This is a genomic window from Enterococcus sp. DIV1083b (assembly GCF_051713705.1).
In the GTDB taxonomy this organism is placed as follows: Bacteria; Bacillota; Bacilli; order Lactobacillales; family Enterococcaceae; genus Enterococcus_D; species Enterococcus_D casseliflavus.
The window spans coordinates 407141-427309 of sequence record NZ_JBIOQJ010000001.1 but is presented as its reverse complement, the minus strand read 5'-3'; the positions used below and the strand labels follow the sequence as shown (position 1 = coordinate 427309).

16 protein-coding genes are annotated in these 20169 nt (G+C 45.1%); all 16 read right to left on the bottom strand.

Annotation, left to right across the window (positions count from 1 at the left end):
- Positions 1-27 precede the first annotated feature (27 nt).
- The 16 genes from IGI69_RS01995 to IGI69_RS01920 all read right to left on the bottom strand — a co-directional run bounded on the left by IGI69_RS01995 (position 28) and on the right by IGI69_RS01920 (position 19963).
- Positions 28-729 carry a DUF624 domain-containing protein gene (locus IGI69_RS01995; RefSeq protein WP_438739528.1) on the bottom strand — a complete coding sequence of 234 codons (702 nt, stop codon included), beginning with the start codon at positions 727-729 and terminating at the stop codon, positions 28-30.
- Between the two features lie 37 nt (positions 730-766).
- Positions 767-2398 carry an extracellular solute-binding protein gene (locus IGI69_RS01990; RefSeq protein WP_438739526.1) on the bottom strand — a complete coding sequence of 544 codons (1632 nt, stop codon included), beginning with the start codon at positions 2396-2398 and terminating at the stop codon, positions 767-769.
- Between the two features lie 65 nt (positions 2399-2463).
- Positions 2464-3357: a carbohydrate ABC transporter permease gene (locus tag IGI69_RS01985; RefSeq protein ID WP_005227226.1), complete on the bottom strand. Its 894-nt coding sequence runs from the start codon at positions 3355-3357 to the stop codon at positions 2464-2466.
- A 22-nt stretch (positions 3358-3379) separates the two neighbouring features.
- Entirely contained in the window at positions 3380-4294 is a 915-nt protein-coding gene (locus IGI69_RS01980; protein WP_438739523.1) for an ABC transporter permease, read from the bottom strand.
- A gap of 417 nt (positions 4295-4711) precedes the next feature.
- Complete coding sequence (locus IGI69_RS01975; protein WP_015508862.1) at positions 4712-5533, bottom strand: VOC family protein; 822 nt, start codon at positions 5531-5533, stop codon at positions 4712-4714.
- 175 nt (positions 5534-5708) lie between these two features.
- On the bottom strand, positions 5709-6470 hold the full coding sequence (argB, locus tag IGI69_RS01970) for an acetylglutamate kinase (protein WP_086294469.1): 762 nt from the start codon (positions 6468-6470) through the stop codon (positions 5709-5711).
- A 35-nt stretch (positions 6471-6505) separates the two neighbouring features.
- Complete coding sequence (gene argJ / locus IGI69_RS01965) at positions 6506-7696, bottom strand: bifunctional glutamate N-acetyltransferase/amino-acid acetyltransferase ArgJ (RefSeq protein ID WP_438739520.1); 1191 nt, start codon at positions 7694-7696, stop codon at positions 6506-6508.
- Between the two features lie 78 nt (positions 7697-7774).
- Positions 7775-8797 (bottom strand): N-acetyl-gamma-glutamyl-phosphate reductase, encoded by a 1023-nt coding sequence (argC, locus tag IGI69_RS01960; protein ID WP_438739518.1) that lies wholly within the window; start codon positions 8795-8797, stop codon positions 7775-7777.
- A 146-nt stretch (positions 8798-8943) separates the two neighbouring features.
- Positions 8944-10089, bottom strand: a complete 1146-nt coding sequence (locus tag IGI69_RS01955) for an acetylornithine transaminase (RefSeq protein WP_438739516.1) — start codon at positions 10087-10089, stop codon at positions 8944-8946.
- A 204-nt stretch (positions 10090-10293) separates the two neighbouring features.
- Positions 10294-12174 (bottom strand): ABC transporter ATP-binding protein, encoded by a 1881-nt coding sequence (locus IGI69_RS01950; protein ID WP_201691165.1) that lies wholly within the window; start codon positions 12172-12174, stop codon positions 10294-10296.
- The gene (locus IGI69_RS01945) at positions 12171-13898 is read right to left on the bottom strand and encodes an ABC transporter ATP-binding protein (protein WP_005227218.1); all 1728 of its coding nucleotides are present in this window, start codon (positions 13896-13898) and stop codon (positions 12171-12173) included. The genes IGI69_RS01950 and IGI69_RS01945 overlap by 4 nt, the downstream gene beginning before the upstream one ends.
- Positions 13891-14559: a TetR/AcrR family transcriptional regulator gene (locus IGI69_RS01940; RefSeq protein WP_005227217.1), complete on the bottom strand. Its 669-nt coding sequence runs from the start codon at positions 14557-14559 to the stop codon at positions 13891-13893. The genes IGI69_RS01945 and IGI69_RS01940 overlap by 8 nt, the downstream gene beginning before the upstream one ends.
- Positions 14560-14825: 266 nt before the next feature.
- The gene (locus IGI69_RS01935) at positions 14826-15857 is read right to left on the bottom strand and encodes an LPXTG cell wall anchor domain-containing protein (RefSeq protein WP_438739513.1); all 1032 of its coding nucleotides are present in this window, start codon (positions 15855-15857) and stop codon (positions 14826-14828) included.
- 128 nt (positions 15858-15985) lie between these two features.
- Positions 15986-17998, bottom strand: a complete 2013-nt coding sequence (locus IGI69_RS01930; RefSeq protein WP_201691161.1) for a glucose PTS transporter subunit IIA — start codon at positions 17996-17998, stop codon at positions 15986-15988.
- Positions 17998-18906, bottom strand: coding sequence for an N-acetylmuramic acid 6-phosphate etherase (gene murQ / locus IGI69_RS01925; RefSeq protein WP_010748684.1), 909 nt, complete (start codon positions 18904-18906; stop codon positions 17998-18000). Before murQ ends, IGI69_RS01930 begins: the two co-directional genes overlap by 1 nt.
- The gene (locus IGI69_RS01920; protein ID WP_201691150.1) at positions 18899-19963 is read right to left on the bottom strand and encodes a DUF871 domain-containing protein; all 1065 of its coding nucleotides are present in this window, start codon (positions 19961-19963) and stop codon (positions 18899-18901) included. Before IGI69_RS01920 ends, murQ begins: the two co-directional genes overlap by 8 nt.
- Between the last annotated feature and the right edge of the window lie 206 nt (positions 19964-20169).

Below are 20169 nucleotides of genomic sequence, written 5' to 3'. Positions count from 1 at the left end.
ATTTTTTTCTAATCAGTGTTACATAGATTACTCGTCAGCTGGTGCAGCTTTTGCTTGCGCCTTTTGGATGATTCTCAAATAACTGTAACAGGCACATTGGCTACCTAGTCCCCCTACGATCAATCCCGCGAGTAAGGGATGGATCAAGACGAGCAGTAAAGCGAGGCCACTCAACAGCCCTAGCAACATCAGTGTCTGCAACGGTGCCCAAAAGATGATGAAAAAGCTTTTGATCAAGGCGAGCCGCATGGGTGCCGCCAAATGCACACTGTCGCAGATAAAATACAGCAGCCACACGAGTAAAATGATACTTAAAAACAAATAACCGACAGCCAATAAGGGCAGCTGAAAGGAATCGATTTGGCGATAAGAGCCTAACAGCAGCAAAGCGAGACTACCGAAAAAGAGGCCTGCGGCAAAACTGCGCCGATAATTTTCCCGATAGAGCCGCCAAAAGGTCCCTCCGATGGCCTGTCGTGGTTCTTGATAGTACAACCAGCGCCGCATGACCCCAAATAAAGCAAAGGTCGCTGGCAAAAGAATGCTAGGAAAACTAATGATCAAACCAACCAAAGAGAAAAGAAACTGACGAGGAGAGCTGGGGAAAATCAGCCCCAAAGCTAGCAATAGAACGGGCAGATCGAACAGTAACCAGTAGCCATTCAAAAGCAACATACTAGCTATCGCTTGACTGGCACCATACCAACGATACCATCGTTCATTTCCCATCAGTCCGCCTCCTTTCTCTAATCAGCTGATTTACCCTCTAGCGGGCTAAGTTTTGTAGATTTTGCTGCCATTTCTCTGTTTGATAATCCAGCAACTCTTGATAGCCCGCTGCTTGTGCTTGGGCTTCCGCCTCAGCAAAGATGTCACGCACTTCTTCATCGCTGTCAGCAAAGATCGCTGAAGCATTGGCTTCTTCAAAAATATCGTTGATCCGTTGCTGAATAATTCCTTCTGGTGAGTCTGGCATCGGGTTGATCGCCGCAAATTCCGTGTCGTCTTTTTGCGTGTCCCAAGTGATGGCATGCTGCCATTTCGTTGCCCAGTTCATTTGATCTTCTGGAAGATTTAACTCAAATTTTGTTTTGGTATTGTCTAAAAAGGCGGAGTTGCCGTTCCATTGGAAACTTGATGTTGCTTGCTCAATCTCCGAAACGCCTGCACTGTCTTCTGCATAGGCATCCGTAAATTGCGTATAGCCTTCTTCGTCAAAGCCATCCCAATACTGGCCTTCTGGACCAAACATCAAGATCGATTGGCCCAACGGTCCTGTCAACCAGTCTAAGAAGGCAAAGACTTTTTCTGGGTCTTCTGCATTTCTAGTAATGACACTGACATTCCACCCTAGCATTTCATAGGAACCTGGGAAAATATTGTCAGGATCTAGTCCTGGTTTTGCAATCGGCTCGATATAGAAATACCCCGCATCTGGATTTTGTTCTTGCAAGATGTAATGGGCATCGCGAGCATAGTTGGACGGGCTGGCAGCCGCATAGACAGCTACACGACCACTGGTTACTTTTTCTGCCACCATATCTGCATCTTGGGTCAAGGTATCTTGGGTCATCAAGCGCTCACGGTACAGTCTTGACGCATATTCAATCGATTCTACGTAGTTTTCATTGGCAAAGATCGAGGTCAATACGTCGCCTTCAGGAACAGCGCGAATGCGGATATCTGCGGGTGAACGCCCTTCTGCAAATGCGGAGTACAAGACATTGATCCCTTGTCCGCTGACATCTGTTTCAAATGGAATGACATCAGGAAACTCTGTTTGAACTTCTTTCAAATACTCATAAAGATCCTCTGTTGTTTTCAATTCTGGCGCCCCTAAAGCATCATGGATCTCTTTATTGACGACATAACCGGCATTCCCGAAAGGCTCCGAGCTATACCAGTTGGGAAACTGATAAAGTTTGCCGTCTTCTGAACGAAGCATGTTCAGGATGTCTTCTCCCGCCCATTCTTTCAAGTTTGGATACTTATCCAAGTAATCATCAAATGGCACTAAGGCACCCGCTTCTCGCAGCCGTTCCACATCCGACCCTCGATCAAGCCAAATAAAATCAGGTAGATCATCGCCAGCGATCATTGTGCTTAGCCGCTGTGCTGCATTCCCGCCACCATCGATTGCGCGAATATCTACCTTGGTCAGTTCTTTGATAGCAGCAGTTGCTGGATCATCTCCCCAACGATCCATCGTGTACCAATCATAATTACCAAACATCGTGATCTCCAACGGTTCACTACCTAATTCAAAGACCTCCGAACTGTCACGGTCATTCGCTGCCGCCCCATCACTTTCTTTTGTCCCTGACTCACTGCCGCAAGCAGCCAGTAAGAGACTCATCGCAGTCACTGACAGCACGCTTTTTAATACCTTTGCTTTCATTCTTTTATCCCCTTTCAACGTTTCGTTCCTTCTCCCCTCTAATCAAGAGAGTTCCTCCTGCTCTGCTAATCTTTCAACGAACCAATCAATACACCTTTTACAAAATACTTTTGGACAAACGGATAAACCATTACAATCGGCAAAGTCGCCACCATCATAATTGCCATTGATAAGGACTTGCCAGTGACACCAGTCATTTCCGCCAAACGTGCTGCTGAGCCAGAATCGATTTGACTCATTTGCGAACTCACCGTATTCGAATTCAAGACTCGCTGCAAAAAGGTCTGCAAGGGAATGAGATGATCTGAAGTAATGTAGATGCTTGGCATAAACCAATCATTCCAATGCCCAACGGCGGTAAATAGCGACAAAGTGGCAATGACTGGACCTGATAACGGCAAAATGATTCGGAAAAACGTGCCCCAATACCCACAACCATCAATTTTCGCTGAATCCTCCAATCCTTTCGGCAGTTGCTGAAAGAACGTACGGAAGATGATCATATTCCAAACACTGATCAGACCAGGAATGATCATTACCCAAAAAGAATCCATCAGTCCAAGTGAACGTACCACTAAAAAGGTTGGAATCAAGCCGCCGCTGAAGAACATCGTGAGGATGAAAAAAATCGTAATAAATTTTCGCCCCATCAGTTCTCTTTTTGACATTCCATATGCTGCCATCGCTGTCAGCATGATCGATGAAAACGTCCCGATCACTGTCCGTAAGACACTGATGAAAAAGGCATTCATCAAGCGCTGATCTTGAAAGACGATCTGATAGTTTTCCAACGTGAATTCTCTTGGCCAAAACGTGATCCCACCAGTCACCGTGTCACGTCCAGAATTAAAGGAAATCACCAGCGAATTCCAGAAGGGATAAAACGTCAAGAATGCAAGCGTTATCAAGAAGAGGTAAATAAAAATCATCATCGCTTGGTCGCCCCAATTTTTCTTCATTGTTCATTTCCTCCTCTGCTGATTACCATAAGCTGTGACCCACTTTGCATGCGAAAAAGTTTGCTCCGCTCAAAAGAGTGACACTAATGACTGCTTTGAACAAACCAACAGCTGTTGCGTATGAATATTGAGAGTTGCTGATCCCTACCCGATACACATAGGTATCAATGACATCCGCCACATTTCTAAGAGCTGGATTGCTCCCCAGTAAAAGCAAATCTTCAAAGCCCGCATTCAATAAGTTACCGATCTCCAAAATGAGAAAAATCGTAATGATTGGAACGATCGAAGGCAGAGTGATCAAAAAGACTTGCTGAAATTTCGTTGCGCCATCTAGTGATGCTGCTTCGTACAGTTGCGGATCGATCCCAGCAATGGCTGCCATATAGACGATCGAGCCAAAGCCAATCGATTTCCAAAGATTTGTCGTAACGATGATCGTCCAGAAATAGCGAGGGATCGATAAAAAGTTGATTGGTTCATCGATTAGGTTTAAACTCTCCAAAGCAATATTTAAGCTACCGTTATCCATCGATAAAATCGACATCGTAAACCCCGCCACGATCACCCATGATAAAAAGTGTGGGAGATAAGTAATCGTCTGCACCACACGCTTGAAGGCAACGTTCTTGACCTCGTTAAGCATCAATGCCAACAAAATCGGTGCTGGAAAACAAATAGCAATCTTTAGCACACTGATCATAATGGTATTCCGTAAAATTTCCCAAAAACGTGGTTCACTAAAAAAGCGCCGAAAATTATCAAAGCCGATCCATGGACTGCCTGTCATACCTTCAAAAATATTGTACTGTTGAAACGCCATCAAAATCCCGTACATTGGGATATAACTAAAAATGCCTACCAGTAAGATCGCAGGCAGTACCATCATCTGCAGATCCCACTGAGCAAAATATCGCTGTATCCACTTTTTTTCCATCACATCTACTCCTTGTCTTCCCAATTCCACCTTGTCGCACCCACAATAGAAACCGCATACAAAATAAACAACGAACAATCTCTGCGTCCAGAGCCATCGAATCTCGATTCTTTTTTATTATAAATTAAGAATAACCATAATTCAATATAATGTTTAGGTTTTTTGAATCATAATAGCTATTATATTAAGTTTTAAAACAAGCACCCAAACTATTAAATAACAAAACAAGAAAAGCCAAATAGATTGGACCTGCTCTGCTAATACAGATAAACTACCGTTTTTTCAATGATTGGTCTTCAAATCGATGTAACAGGTTTTTGCACTCTTTCGTGCGAAATAAAAACAAAAGTTTCTTTTTTTGACAAAAAAAAAGAAAAAGCAGAGAATCGCCCTCTCTGCTTTTTCTTTCATAAGCTATTATTTTTTAACGATAAACCACCATTCGATACCGATCGCATCGTAGGTCGTCAACAACTTCCGTTTTTTGTCGATGAAGAACTCTTGGTTCTTCTCAGACAAGTGCTTTTCCAATGTATCGATATCTTCTTGACTGATGGAGATTTTCAAGAAGTCTAAGCCAAGCACCTCATGGGTCGGCAAATCGATCGTACCACCTTGTGCTTCAGTCAAGCCGACTTGGAAGTCACCATCATTGAGGATAAATTCCTTCGTTTCGGCTTCTTTTGTTTTCAAGCCTAAGCTTTCTTCTAAGAAAAGCTGCTCTTTGGCTAGATCACTGACGTTTAAATACAGCTTGCCAAAATGAGCTTCTTTTGATAAGCCAGCCGCTTTTGCAGGTGCCGCTTTGATCAATTCTGCTTCGTCTTTTGGTACCGCAGTTCCTGCGGGTGCTGTAAATAAGACTTCAATTTTGTTCCCTTCTGGATCAGCTATAATAAAGCCTAATTGATTCGCTTCATAACGAGCTTCTTCGAAAGCAATCGCTTTTTGTTGGGCATTGCTCGCGATAGTTGCCGCTTCTTCTAATGAGGATACGGCTAAGACGATGCGCTGCATTTTTTTGATCTCGCCGAAGTGATCGTTGGCACGCGGGCTTTCTTCCAACCATAAAACTTCTCTATCTAATCCTTTTAGACCAAAGATGGCCAATTCATTTTCTTCTCTTTTCAACTCAAAACCAAGTACATCCCGATAAAAGGCAATCGCTTGATCACGGTCTTTTACCCGGATTGCAACAGTCAGCAACTTCGTACTGCTCCCCAATAAGAAATCTGTCATTGTTTCTCCCCCTACTTACATATGTACTCATTGTACTGATAAAACGAAATTCTAGCAAATGAAATCCCTACCTATTTTATTCTTTTTTTAGAGAAAATAAGAAGAAAAGCACAGAAAAGTCAGAATTTTGCATTTTTATGAGTAGAGAAGAGGCATTTGGGTGTTGCTGATGGCTTCAGCTACAGACAGCTGCGGCTGGACTTGCCGCGAGGATCTGGGTTCCTAAACGATCGATTCGATCGGTGATACAAACGGCAGCTACCCCTGCTTTCAAGGCTTTCTGCGCACTTTTTAATTTTGGCAGCATGCCGCCTGTGACTACTTCTTCGGTGATCAAACGGGGGATCTCTTCAAAAGAAACAGCTGATAACCACTGGCTTTCTTGCTTGATCCCAGGGACATCCGTCAACAAATATAGTTTTTCGGCTTGTAAACTAGCAGCAACCTGACACGCTACTTCATCGGCATTGATGTTCAGCCATTGCCCCTCTGGGGTAATTCCTAGCGGTGCTAGGATCGGGACATGTTTTTTCTCTGTCAAGAGCTGCAGGAAAGCAGCGTTGATTTGTTGAACCTTCCCCACCTGTCCTAATTTTTCTTCATTAATGACTTCTCCTTGAATCAGTTGATCACAGCCAGCATTCAGTCCTACGGCATGGAACCCAGCTTGCTGGAAAGCGGTCGTGATCAGCGGTTGAACTTGTCCCAAAAGGACCATTCTAGTTACTTCAAGCGTCTGGGGGTCGGTCACCCGCAGGCCGTCTTTGATCGTGACTGTCAACGCCATTTTCTCCATCATTTCTGAGATGTAGTGACCGCCGCCATGGACGATGACTACTTTTTTGCCCGCAGCTTGCCAATCTGCTATCGTCTCAAAGAATGACGGGGTTAAATTGTCTGAGGCGACACCGCCGATTTTTACTACGATCGTTTCCATCTACTCGCTCCTTTTTGTCTAGTACCTGATTTCTTTCAGGTATGATATAGTGCGTTGATTTTCACATAGTCATACGTCAGATCACAGCCCCAAGCGGTGCCAACGCCTGTCCCTTCTTTCAGCTCGACAGCGACTTTGACTTCATTTTCCGCCAACTGTTCTTGCATGATGGTTTCGTCAAAAGCTACCGGTGTCCCTTGGACAAAGACGGGAATGTCGGCTAATGCAATCGATATTGTTGCTGGATCGATCGGCTGCCCACTATAGCCCACTGCACATAAGATACGCCCCCAGTTCGGGTCTTTGCCAAAGAGGGCTGTTTTGACCAGTGGCGAACCAACGATGGTTTTGCTGATCATTCGGGCTGCTTCATCGGTCACAGCTCCACTCGTGTGAGCTTCGATCAATTTGCTGGCGCCTTCTCCGTCCTTTGCAACTGCTTTGGCTAGTGCGGTCAGAACTGCTTTGAGCATCCCTTTAAACTCATGATAAGCTGGCGTGTCAGCTTCAATCGTTGGATTTTTGGCTAACCCGTTGGCTAAAACTAACACCATATCATTGGTGGATGTATCGCCATCGACCGTGATTTGATTGAAGGTAACGTCGGTTAATTCTTTCAGCAGTGCTTGCAAGAGTGCTGGAGCGATCGCCGCATCCGTCGTAACAAAGGCCAGCATCGTAGCCATATTGGGATGGATCATACCAGACCCTTTGGCACAGCCCGCAATAGTCACCGTTTTGTCAGCGATCGTTGATTGGATGACACTGCTTTTTTCAGTCAGATCCGTCGTCAAAATCGCTCTTTGAAATCGGTGGGCATCCCCTTGCCTGTTTAGTTGCTGAATCCCTGCAGTGATTTTTTCCATCGGTAAGCTCTTACCAATGATCCCGGTGGAGGCTACCGCAAAGGCTTCGGGACTCGTATGCAGCTGGGCTGCTGCCAATTCTGCCATCTCTTGTGCATCTTTTAAACCTTGCTCCCCGGTACAAGCATTGGCATTGCCCGCATTGACGATCACGCCTTGCAAGGTGCCTGCTTGCATTTTTTCCTTTGTAACGAGAATGGGTGCCGCTTGTACTTGATTGGTGGTAAAGACTGCCGCAGCACTGGCTGGCACTTCAGAGACGATCCAACCAAGATCGACTTTCTCTTTCTTCAGACCGCAATGCAGACCGTCGGCAAAAAAACCTTTGGGGGTTGCGATCGTTCCTTCGATTTCTTTCATTTTCTTTCCTCCTACTGCCACCTTTTTGCGGATTGTCCACTGGCTGACACGAGTATCCTCACGCGTCTGTTGGCTATTTTATGGATATAACGGTGCTTGCATAAGACCAGTCGTTTCTGGTATCTTTGCCCATCGATTGAAGTTTTGGATCGCTTGGCCAGCAGCCCCTTTGCCTAAATTATCGATCACTGCGACAACGGTCAACACTTTGGTCAGCGGATTGAAACATATGCCAATGTCACAAAAATTCGTTCCCGTCACTTGCCGCAGCTCGGGCAGCTTTCCTAACGGTTGCACTCGGACAAACGGATGGTCTTGATACGTTTTTACGTACTGCTCATAGATGTCCTCTTGCGAAATCGCGTCTTTGATAGGCGCATAAAGCGTCATAAAGATCCCTCTTTTGACAGGCAGTAAGCTGGTAGAAAATTGGATCGGCGGCATTGCCTGATCCCATTGCTGAAACTGCTGCATGATCTCAGGAATATGCTGATGCTGATTTGGCTTATACATCGTCATGTTATCCGCAGCGGTTGCAAAGTGACTGCTGTCCGTCAATTTCTTACCAGCACCCGACAAACCCGACTTGCCATCAAAAATCAACGTACCGCTGAATAGTTTTTGCTGAACCAACGGCGCAGCAGCTAAAATGGCAGCAGTCGCATAACAGCCTGGATTGGCGATCAAATTGCCAGGAGTCGTTGCAAACTCAGGCAGCGAATAGGTCGCTTGTGCCAACAATTCGGCAGGTGCAGCTTCTTGGTGATACCATTTTTGATAGCTATCCCGATCCTTCAATCGCAGATCACCAGAAAGGTCAATCACTGGAAAGTCATTTGCGACAAAAGTCGCTGCGAGTTCTTTGCTGATTCCAGCAGGAGTCGCAAAAAACACGAGTTGATTTTCCTTTTGGATTTTTTCTGCATCAAAAGGTTCGATCAGCCGCTCCGTCAGTCCAATTAAATGAGGATACAAAACTGATGAATTTTCATGCATAGAATGACTATGCAAGGTGCCCACCTCCAATTGGGGATGTTGCTGGATCAAACGAATCAATTCAATTCCGGTATACCCTGTTACACCAACGATTGCTGCCTTCAAATACGTCACTCCTCAAAAGAATTTACTTAAGATTATAAGAAACTCCCATCGCTCTGTCAATGATTATTTATAAAACTATTCAAAATAAATTCGCTATTATTCGGTTTTTATAAGAAAAAAAGCCCGAAAAATCTATTTTTATGCAATTATGCTAAGACAGCTTGCAAAATCGCCAAGGCTGCTGTCGTTTCCTCTTGCGAGATCGTTAAAGGTGGCAGCAAGCGCAAAACCTTGGTTCCCGCTTTTAATGCGAGGAGGCCTTGGTTCCGCAGTTGGGTCAACACGGATTGCAAGCTTTCCGAATCGGCTAATTCGATACCGATCATCAATCCTTTCCCACGAATCGCCTGCACCTTAGATAGTCCTTGCAATCCGTCGAGAAACTGCTGCTGGCGCAATTGAACATTGACTTGAATGTCCCCTTCTTGCAACACACTGCAAACGGCACTAGCAGCGGCCATCGCTAATTTATTGCCACCAAAGGTCGAACCGTGACTACCGGGTCCAAAAGCCGTTTGCAAATGGCTTTTGCCTAGCATCGCTCCGACAGGGATCCCGTTACCAAGCCCTTTTGCTACGGTAAAAAGATCAGGTTCAATGCCATATCCTTCAAAAGCAAACAGTGTTCCTGTCCGTCCCATCCCGGTTTGGATCTCATCCACCACCAGTAGTACCCCCAACTCCTGACAAAGGGCTGCCACCGCTTGGACCCACGCCACCTCAGCAGGGATCACACCGCCTTCGCCTTGGATCAATTCTAAAAACACGGCTGCCGTCTGCTCATCTAAAACGGCTTGCAATGCCTCAAGGTCATTAAAGGGTACATACACCATCTCTGGTACTAACGGTCCAAACCCATCATGGATACTACTTTGCCCAGTCAAAGACATCGCCCCAAAGGTTCGACCATGAAAAGATTGTTCAAAACTAATGACTTTGCTGCGGCCAGTCGCTTTGCGAGCCAGCTTTAAAGCAGCTTCGTTCGCCTCAGCGCCACTATTGCAAAAATAAGCCAGATACGGTTCGTCTGAGGCGCTCTTTTGATTTTGGGTCAGTTTTTGGGCAACTTCTTCTTGCAACTGGCTGTCATACAAATTCGGCACATGCCAAATCTGCTCTGCTTGTGTCATCAATGCGGCTTGCACTTTGGGATGCCCATAACCGAGATTAACGACCCCGATGCCGCTTGTTAAATCTAAATATTGGTTGCCTTGCGAATCTACCACATAGCTGCCGTTGCCTTTCTGGATATCGATGGGTAAACGGCTGTAATTAGGAAAAAGATGACTCATTGGTTTCACTCCTTGTCTTAGATTATTCGAAATTATGTATTAATATACATTTTAACCCAGTTAATTGCAATAAATATTTAAATTAAAGCGATAAAAATTCATAAAAAAAAGAAAGCAGTGACAATCACTGCTTTCTTTCAGTCAACCTTTGGCGGTCTGTTTATCATCATTTGGGGAAGAATTTCTTTCATTACAAACAGTGGATCACGCCACTTCTTCTGAAAATTGACTGTTATACAGGTCTGCATAGAAACCGTTTTGTGCCATCAATTCCTCATGATTTCCAGTCTCAACAATGGACCCGTGATTCATCACGATGATATTGTCAGCATCACGAATTGTAGAGAGACGGTGAGCAACCACAAAGCTGGTCCGATTTTCTAACAAACGACCCATTGCTTTTTGGATCAAGATTTCCGTCCGCGTATCGACACTAGAAGTTGCTTCATCCAAAATCAAAACGTCGGGATCCGCTAAGAAGGCGCGGGCGATCGTGATCAGCTGACGTTGACCTTGGGAGATGTTGCTGGCTTCTTCATTCAAGACCGTATCATAGCCTTCTGGCAATTTGCGAACAAAATCATCCACATGGGCAGCTTTCGCCGCAGCGATCACTTGCTCTTTGGTTGCTTTTTCATTTCCATAATGAATGTTGTCATAGATGGAACCAGTAAACAACCACGTATCTTGCAGCACCATCGAGATATTACTACGCAACTCATCACGAGTCAAGTCTCGGGTATCTTTGCCATCGTAACGAATGCTACCGCCAGAAACATCATAAAAACGTTCCAAGAGATTGATCAGCGTGGTTTTCCCAGCGCCGGTAGGTCCTACGATAGCCACCATCTCACCAGCTTTGACATCCAGATTAAAATCGGTCATCAATAATTTGTCTGGGGTATAACCAAATTGAACATGATCGAAACGAACTTTGTATTCACTGTCTTCCACTGGCAATCCAGAAGGCTCATCAGTCATTTCTTCTTCATCCAAGACTTCAAAGACCCGTTCAGCAGATGCAACGGTTGATTGGATGGTGTTCAGCAAGCTAGCGATTTGAGTGATCGGTTGAGAGAATTGATTGGTGTATTGCAAGAATGCTTGCACATCCCCTAACGTCATGTTCCCATTCGCCACTTTGATCCCACCAAGGACAGCCACGAAGACATAGCCTAAGTTTTTAATGAAGTTCATCAAAGGCATAATGATCGCTGAAATAAATTGGGCTTTCCAACCAGCGGAATACAGACGGTCATTTTCTTCTTCAAAAACGACTTGATCGGCGGCTTCATGGTTGAAGGTTTTGACAACGGTATGACCGCCGTAAGTTTCTTCGACTTGGTCATTGAGCAATCCTAAACTTTTTTGTTGTGCCGCAAAGAATTTTTGCGATTTTGGTGCGACGATCATCACGACGATCAAGCTTAAAGGAACCGTTGCTAAAGCAACCAAAGTCAGTTGCCAACTGATCGTCAGCATCATCCACAAAACCCCGATAAAGGTCACGACACTCGTAATAAATTGGGTCAAGTTTTGTTGCAGGGTACTTGCGATATTATCCATATCATTGATCGCCCGTGACATGATATCCCCATTTGAGTGAGTATCATAGTAAGAGATCGGCAAGCGGTTCATTTTTTCATCTAAGTCACGACGCAGCTCATAAACCGTCCGTTGCGAGACACGGGTCATAATAAACTGTTGTAGAAAGTTGAAGACGGCTGAAATCACATACATGCCGATCGCGATCAAAATGATTTGACCAACTTTCTCAAAATCGATAGGAAATTCTGTTACCTGTTGGCCGGCTTGCATCTGCTGCGCACCGATCATGACACCTTTAAAAATTTCAGTGGTCGCTTCCCCTAAAATTTTCGGTGTTTGGATTTGGAAGATCACGGCTGCGATCGCTAAAACGAAGACGGCAATGATAGCGATGGAGCGTTTCGACATGTACCCGAAAAGCCGTTTGACCGTCCCCAAAAAGTTTTTTGGTTTTGGTCCTTTGGCACCGATGTTACGGCCTGGACCGCCGCCCATTGGTCCGCCACGGTGTTGTGTTGTTGTTTTCTTTTCACTCATGCAAGATCCTCCTCTCTCAATTGTGAAGAAACGATTTCTTGGTAGGTTTCATTGTCTGCCATTAATGATTCATGGGTTCCTTTTCCTACGAGTTTTCCTTCATCCAATACTAAGATCGTATCGGCATCCATGACGGTGCTGACCCGTTGGGCAACCACGACCATAATGCTGTCTTGCATGTCGCGTTTCAGCGCTGCTCGTAAGTTGGCATCGGTTTTGAAGTCCAGTGCGGAGAAGGAATCATCAAAGACATAGACATCTGCTTGTTTCACTAACGCACGAGCGATCGCTAAACGTTGACGTTGTCCACCAGAGAAGTTGCCGCCGCCTTGTTCTACACGGCTATCTAAGCCATCTGCCAGTTCGGAGACAAAATCTTTGGCTTGGGCGATCTCTAAGGCTTGCCAGATTTCTTCATCTGATGCATCGGGTTTTCCGTATTTCATATTTTCACGAATGGTACCAGAAAACAGTACCGCTTTTTGCGGAACAAAGCCCACGACTTCTCGTAGATTGTGCTGGGTGACTTCTGCAATATTGACCCCATTGATTTTGATTGCACCAGACTCCACATCGTACAAACGAGGCAAGAGATTGACTAAGGTCGTTTTCCCTGAGCCCGTCCCACCGATGATGGCAACAAAATCACCAGATTTTGCTTGAAAATCGATATCTTCCAACGCCAATTTCTCAGCGCCTTGGTAGCGATACGCCACATGGTCAAAGGCCAAGGTTGCTTGGTCCCCTTGTAAGCTCAATGTCGCTGGTGTTTTTGGATCGAGAATTTCATCTTCTTCATTTAAGACTTCGTTGATCCGATCAGCTGATGCTTGGGCTCTTGGCACCATCACGAAGATCATGGACAGCATCATAAAGCTGATCAAAATTTGCATTGCATAGGTCATAAACGCAATCAAGTTCCCGACTTCTAAGGTCATTTCGGCAATATAATGACCACCAAACCATGTGATGGCAATGTTCGTCCCACTCATGATCAACGTCATCAATGGCATCATCAATGCCACGATGGTATTTACTTTAATCGCGGTGTGGGTGTAATCTTTGTTGGCTTCATCAAAGCGATTCGCTTCATAATCCGTCTTGTCAAATGCCCGAATAACGCGGACCCCCGTCAAGCCTTCACGAAAGACTAAGTTCAAACGGTCGGTTTTCTTTTGCATACTTTTGAATAAAGGAACGGCAAAATACATAATACCGCCGACCAATACTAGCATGATAGGAATAACGACTAAAAAGATTCGGGTTAATTGGGCATCTTTTTGATAGGCCAAGAAACTCGCCCCAATCAGTGTGATCGGTGCATTGATCATCATACGTAAAAACATTTGCGTCACCATTTGAATTTGGTTGACGTCGTTGGTGGTTCTTGTAATCAATGATGCGGTCCCAAATTTATCAAAAGATCGAGAAGAAAAATTCTCAACTTTTTGGTAAATGTCCGAACGTAGTTTTTGTCCTAATTTTTGTGATTCTCTTGTTGCGAAATACGTATTTCCTAAAGCGGCGATGATACTGATCAATGAAAAGCCGATCATGTAAAAGCCGGTTTTCCAAATGTAATCAATGTCGCCTGTCGCCACCCCATTGTTGATAATATTGGAAGTCAATGTCGGTAGATACAAATCAGAAACGACTTGGATCACCATAAACACCACTGCCATGATTATGGAAATGACGGATACGCGTTTTATCAGCTTAATCATAGGTTTCCCCTCTTTCTTTTTTTGCGCCCTCTCTTAACCAGCGGACTTTACTGTTGAAATCAGCGATCGCTTCGGCAGGATCATAGTCTGGATCAAACGCTGATTGGCGATAGGCTTCGGCAATCGTCGAAAAGACGGTATGCATCAGCAGCTGGATCAGCATTTTCAACTCATGGTCGTCTTTGACTTTCAATAAATCTTTGTCGACCTCTGACAAAAAGATGGCTTGCTGCTTCTGCCGATCGGCTTTGTTTTCTTGATGCATCTTGTGCTGCATCTCTGGCACGACTTTATGGAAGGAACGATAATCCATACTCATAAATAAATTGCGGTAAAAGTTTGCGTTTTTGCCTTTGAAAACCTCGGCGATCATCCGTGAAAAGTACCATTCGAACCCCGCAAACAGATCCCCGTTTTCATGTTGGATCGATTTCAGCAGATCTCGCTGACTATTTTTTTTCAACGTATGGAAATAATAGTAATAAAGATCTTCTTTGTTTTCGAAGTATTGGTAAAAACTCCCGCGAGGAATCTCGGCATCTTTGATGATGTTGGCGATCGAGGCGTCTTTCAGCGGCAGTCTTGAGAATTCTTTTTTCGCCGCATTTAAGATGCGCTTTTGTTTTTCTGGCGGCAAGTGAAAAAATGTATCGGTCGGCATCACAAGCAACTCCTTTCTAATTTAAAATAAATCACAGCTCTCGATATGACACGTTGTCATATGACACTGTGTCATTATACACCCCTCACCAGAGAATGCAAGAATTTAAATTTGACTTTTTTATGAAGGAATCGATTCTGGTCTTTTTATAAAGGGCGTTATTTGAAAAGAAATAACCAATGAAATTTCTGAAAACAAAAAACCTTCGTTTCCCTGATGGAAAACGAAGGTTGCTATTTTTTCATTCTGACGATTATAAATAACAATCATTTTTTCTTGCGGCGCCATAGAATCAAGAAAACGATCAGCAGCAGGATAACACCTGCGATCAGTAAGGTATAGCTTGGCGCTTCATTGGTTTTAGGTAATGTTTTTTCACCATCGGCAGTAGTGTTGCCCTCTTTCGAAGAAGTCGTTGTCGCTGTTTCTTGAGCACTCGTCGATGTTGCGGTCGCTTCTTCAGTCGTACTCGTTTGCGTGCCTGTAGGCAGATACATGGAATCATTTGCCGCTTGAATGATATAAGAGATCCGTCCTGGGACAAAGGCACCTGGATCGACTTGCATCTCTTGTTCCATCTGATTTAAATTGGTCAAAATTGAGATCATCCATTCGTTGGAAACGGCTTGATTCAAATGTAAAAAGACTCCGTCTACTGGATAGACGACCCGCAAATATTCCTGCAGCTGATCCACAACAGGAATCAAGTCAGCAAAACTGGCGTAGCTATTCGCATCAAAAGCCAGTTGCGGCTCAATGGCTTCCCAGGATAACGTCTGATCGACAAACAAGGCACCGATGATTTTTGCTAAGTAAGCAATATCAAAGCCCATCGCATCACTGGAATAACGTAGCGCCAGACGATTGCCATTGGTCAATTCTTCATCTGTCAACTGGTCCAACTGTTCTTGGGTAAATGCGGTCACACTTCCTTCAGTGATCCCTTGGGTTAAGGCGCTACGCAGCGAACTAGGTTCATCGGCTAACGTGTTGATCCCATTGACATCTTGCGTCCCCGTCTCTGCTTGGATCGAGGCAATAACGGCTTGGGAATCGACTGGTTCTTGATTCTCGGTAGTCGTAGTTTCTGAAGCAGCGGATTGATCCGTCTCTTGATTTTCTACTGTACTTTCTTGGACAGCAGCTTGTGTCTGATCCGTTCCTGATTGCGCCTCTGATGAAAGCGTCTCGCTAACGGTAGCCTGATTGCCATTTTCACTCGTAGCTGTTTCATCTGCATGAACCATCAGTGGTGAAAAAGCCAGCGTCATTAGTCCGAACCAAATTATTTTTTTCATCCTCATTGCCTCCTCGAATGGGATCACTCCCTTTGTAACGAAACTGTAACATAAAGGAAAATTTTTCGCAATCTATTTAGTAACTTCTTAAAAAAAACCTCTATCTTTATCCGATAGAGGTTTTACCATTATTTTATCGTTGCCACGTGCATGACGGCTTGACCCGCTTTTGTTTCTGTTCCTGGTAACCCTTCGACATTGGCTACTTGCTCCATATTGGTAATGATCACGAGCATCTCAGAAGCTTTGCCTTTAGCCGTCAACTGTGCCAAATCGACTTGGGCAACTTGGGTAGCTGGTGTCACGGCTTGGCCTTCCTCCACCAGGATCTCAAAAGGTGCTCCTTGCAATTCGACGGTGTCAACACCCATGTGCAGCAGAATCTCTAGCCCGCTGGCAGTCTTGATCCCCAATGCATGTTTCGTGGGAAAAATCGTCGTGACGGTTCCTGCTGCTGGTGCAAAGATCGCACCATTGTCTGGCAAGACGAAATACCCGTCGCCCATCATTTTTTGCGAAAATACCGGATCACTTGATGCACTGATCGATTTTGTCGTGCCTGTTGCTACTGCGTATAAGGGTGTATCGATCGTTGTTGCTGATGAATTTGCTGTCGTTTCCTTTGCAGCCGTTTCACTCGTTTGTTTTGGTTGCGGTTGCACAGTAACGGTTGTAGCTGTTTTTGCTTCTTCTGCCTCGCTTTCTTTGACTGCTTCTAAGCGATCTTTCGGAATCCCAAAGAAGTAGGTGGCAACGAAGCCGCCAGCATAGCCTGCTAACAAGCCGAAAATATAGCCCATCCAACGGCCGTTGGCAATCAAGGGGATCAAAGCTAGCCCTGATGGTCCAATCGCCGTTGCGCCGATATTTGTCAAAGCGCCAATGACCGCACCACCGATCCCACCACCAATACAAGCAGTGATAAATGGTCGACCTAATGGCAACGTCACTCCATAGATCAATGGTTCGCCGATGCCCAAGATCCCAACTGGCAATGCACCTTTGATCATTTCAGAAAGCTCTTTGTCTTTACGTAGTCGTACCCATAAGGCTAAAGCTGCACCGACTTGACCAGCACCAGCCATGGCTAAGATCGGTAATAATTGTGTGCTGCCTGTTGCTTCGATCATTTGAATGTGGATCGGGGTCAAAATTTGATGCAAACCAAACATGACCATTGGTAGGAAGGCCGCCCCTAAGACAAACCCAGAGAAAGCACCGCCCACGTTCAAGACCCAAGTGATCGAACCGACTAAGCTGTCAGAGATCAGACCTGCCAATGGCATGATCAAGAAAATCTCCGTCAAACCGATGATCAGCAAACACAACGTCGGGGTCACGATAATATCGATCGCTTCAGGAATCACTCGATGCAGCACTGCCTCTAATTTCGCCAAAAGCCATACTGCGAAGATCACACCGATGATCCCTCCTTGGTTGGCAGCTAAAGCTTCGCCAGTGAACAAGTTTTGGATCGGGGCTTCTGGGTTCATACCTGTCAGCAAGATGATCGAACCGATCACGCCACCAAGGGTTGGATTGGCTTTAAAGACCTGCGCTGCATTGACCCCAGTAAAGATCGCTAAATAGGTGAACATCCCATTTCTGAGGACGTTTAAAATCATGACATAATAATTCCAAGTATCTCCATCTAATCGGCCAGCCGTGATCATATTGGTCAGGACAGAAGCGATCCCTGCGACGAGTCCTGCACCAACGAAGGCTGGAATCATTGGAACAAAGATATTAGAAATATCTTTCAGCAGCGACTTTAATGGTGATGATTTTTGTTTGGCTTTTTGGGCTGCTTTCATCTCTGCCGTTTTTTCTGATAACGCCTCTTTGCCTGATTTTTGCTGTGGGATCTCTTGCCCTAAATCAACACCAGCTTTTGCCACCATTGCATTGGCTACTTTGTTGACTTTCCCTGGTCCGATAATGACTTGCAGCTGCTCGTCATTGACGACACCCATCACACCGGGAATCTCTTTTAACCCTTGTTGATCGACCTTATCGTGGTCGCGGACGGTCATTCGTACGCGAGTCATACAGTGATTGACTGTTTCTACGTTGTCCATTCCGCCGGCTTCTTGAAAAATCTTCTCCGCTAACTCTTCTACCGTCAGTGTTTCTTTTGCCATTACTTTTCTCCTCCTAACGCCGTTTTGACAAACCCTTGTGCCGTGGCAAGTTTTGCTTGTGCTTCGTCTTTCGTACTATCAGTCAACAGCATCACGATCGCCAATTTGACATTCTGATCTGCTTCTTCAAATGCCGCGGCGGCTGTTTCATAATCAGCTTCAGTTGCCTGCATGATGATCCGTTTTGAGCGTTCCACCAATTTTTCGTTGGTCGCTTTCACGTCGACCATCAAATTATTGTAGACTTTGCCGATCCCTACCATCGATAACGTCGAGATCATATTCAAGATCAGTTTTTGGGCAGTCCCAGATTTCAAACGAGTCGAACCTGTCAGAAATTCTGGTCCACAATCGACCTCGATTGGAAAGCTGGCATGCTGAGAGATCTCCGCGTCTTTATTACAAGCGATCGTAGCCGTTGTGGCACCGAGCTCATTGGCATAGTCAAGCGCCCCGATCACGTAAGGGGTTCTGCCACTGGCAGCGATCCCGATCACCATATCATTTTGGTTCAACTTCAAATCGACAAGGTCTTGTTTGCCTAGCGTTAAGGAGTCTTCTGCTCCTTCGACAGCGACCGTCATCGCTTCTTCGCCACCGGCGATCAGACCGACCACCATCTCAGGTGATACCCCAAAGGTTGGGACACATTCGGCCGCATCCAAGACGCCTAATCGACCACTCGTCCCAGCGCCAAGATAAATCAAGCGTCCGCCCTTTTTAAAAGCGACGATGGTTTGTTCAATCACTTTTTCAATACTAGGAATTTCTTTTTCCACCGCATAGGCAACTTTTTGATCTTCTTGGTTCATTTTTTGACACGCTTCTAAAATCGTCATTTCATCTAAATTGCTCGTTTCACTATTGCGTCGTTCGGTCGTTAATTTGTCTAAATTGATTTTATTCATCGGAATCATCTCTTTCTAATTTAAATCGCATCCCTGCTTTGATTTGTTGGATCAACGGCAGATCGGCTGGTATCACCTGAGCGGCGAGGTTGACTTTTGGGTCTGCCGGCAAAGGTCGTTTGCACACCTGGATCTCTCCCATATAGCGCAAGTACTCTTGGTTATCGATCGTCACAGCACCCACTGGCCGCTCTTGACTCAGTTCAGGTTTGACTTCTGGAATCGCATTGAAACGGGCATCGGCGCTGCGCAAGACATCTCGAGCTTCATCGTAACGATTTTGGTGATTCCCTAAGACGTGTTCAAAGTAAGTGGAACCAAGATCTTTGACCCGCAAAACGATCCGTGCTTCTTCCAGATACGTCGCAAACTGCTGGGCACTTTTTTCAGAAACCATGCCATCGCCAATGTAAACAGCATCGACTGAGCCAGTTGCCAATAAGTCGATCGCTGCGGCAAAAGGCGACCAGTTGCGGTGTCTTTCCAGTGTGGGTAATCCTTGAAATAACGGTCCGCGTTTCTTGGCATCCCCTGGAACAAAGGCTTGGACGAAAAAGCCTTGTGCTTTCAACCAGCGGTTCTTCTCCTGAAACCAGCCAACATCCAGTCCCGTTTCTGTTCGGGGGTAATAATTGTGCCAAGCTTCCAAACGAGTAAAATCGGCTCCATACGCCTGCAGCTCTCGAATGTCTTTTTCCGTCAATGTACTGGCATTCAAACTGATGGTCATTTCTTTTGAAAAAGCTGCGATTTGCTGATTGTCGATCGCATAATCCATTCGTAAACCAGTGACACCGATCTCCCTTAGTTCCGCCAGATTGTCGATGGAAAAGCCCGCTTCTGCTAATGCGTTTCCAGAAATATCTACCATTAAAGACAGCTGATGGTCTTTTGCGAAACCTCCCAAGTCCGTCAAACGCTGCCGATAAGTACTGCGATCATCTTCTGGTATGTGCATGGAGGTGAAAATCCCTTTAAAGCCTGATGCCATCGCAGTCATCTGCTCAAGTTCTGCTACCGTCAAGTCTTCGTTCATAAATACAGAAAAGCCGAACATCTCTTTGCCTCCTTGGTGGGTCACTTTCGTGATACCGTTTTCTATAAAAGCATTATAACTGATTCTTCCTCTATTCGCAACTATATTTCATAATTAAATCATTAATATAGAAATATCGTTTCATTTAATAAGAAAGCTTTACCGTTTAAACTTTCTTATGCCCTTCTTTCTACACTTATGGTACACTTTATTAGGAACGAAACTTG

What these genes read in the sequence shown, in the direction of transcription:
- IGI69_RS01935 (WP_438739513.1), bottom strand. Translation starts at nt 15,857, where the DNA reads ATGAAAAAAATAATTTGGTTCGGACTAATGACGCTGGCTTTTTCACCA.
- IGI69_RS01930 (WP_201691161.1), bottom strand. Translation starts at nt 17,998, where the DNA reads ATGGCAAAAGAAACACTGACGGTAGAAGAGTTAGCGGAGAAGATTTTT.
- IGI69_RS01990 (WP_438739526.1), bottom strand. Translation starts at nt 2,398, where the DNA reads ATGAAAGCAAAGGTATTAAAAAGCGTGCTGTCAGTGACTGCGATGAGT.
- IGI69_RS01940 (WP_005227217.1), bottom strand. Translation starts at nt 14,559, where the DNA reads ATGCCGACCGATACATTTTTTCACTTGCCGCCAGAAAAACAAAAGCGC.
- IGI69_RS01920 (WP_201691150.1), bottom strand. Translation starts at nt 19,963, where the DNA reads ATGTTCGGCTTTTCTGTATTTATGAACGAAGACTTGACGGTAGCAGAA.
- argJ (WP_438739520.1), bottom strand. Translation starts at nt 7,696, where the DNA reads ATGAAAGAAATCGAAGGAACGATCGCAACCCCCAAAGGTTTTTTTGCC.
- IGI69_RS01955 (WP_438739516.1), bottom strand. Translation starts at nt 10,089, where the DNA reads ATGAGTCATCTTTTTCCTAATTACAGCCGTTTACCCATCGATATCCAG.
- IGI69_RS01950 (WP_201691165.1), bottom strand. Translation starts at nt 12,174, where the DNA reads ATGAGTGAAAAGAAAACAACAACACAACACCGTGGCGGACCAATGGGC.
- argB (WP_086294469.1), bottom strand. Translation starts at nt 6,470, where the DNA reads ATGGAAACGATCGTAGTAAAAATCGGCGGTGTCGCCTCAGACAATTTA.
- murQ (WP_010748684.1), bottom strand. Translation starts at nt 18,906, where the DNA reads ATGAATAAAATCAATTTAGACAAATTAACGACCGAACGACGCAATAGT.
- IGI69_RS01985 (WP_005227226.1), bottom strand. Translation starts at nt 3,357, where the DNA reads ATGAAGAAAAATTGGGGCGACCAAGCGATGATGATTTTTATTTACCTC.
- IGI69_RS01945 (WP_005227218.1), bottom strand. Translation starts at nt 13,898, where the DNA reads ATGATTAAGCTGATAAAACGCGTATCCGTCATTTCCATAATCATGGCA.
- IGI69_RS01995 (WP_438739528.1), bottom strand. Translation starts at nt 729, where the DNA reads ATGGGAAATGAACGATGGTATCGTTGGTATGGTGCCAGTCAAGCGATA.
- IGI69_RS01975 (WP_015508862.1), bottom strand. Translation starts at nt 5,533, where the DNA reads ATGACAGATTTCTTATTGGGGAGCAGTACGAAGTTGCTGACTGTTGCA.
- IGI69_RS01980 (WP_438739523.1), bottom strand. Translation starts at nt 4,294, where the DNA reads ATGGAAAAAAAGTGGATACAGCGATATTTTGCTCAGTGGGATCTGCAG.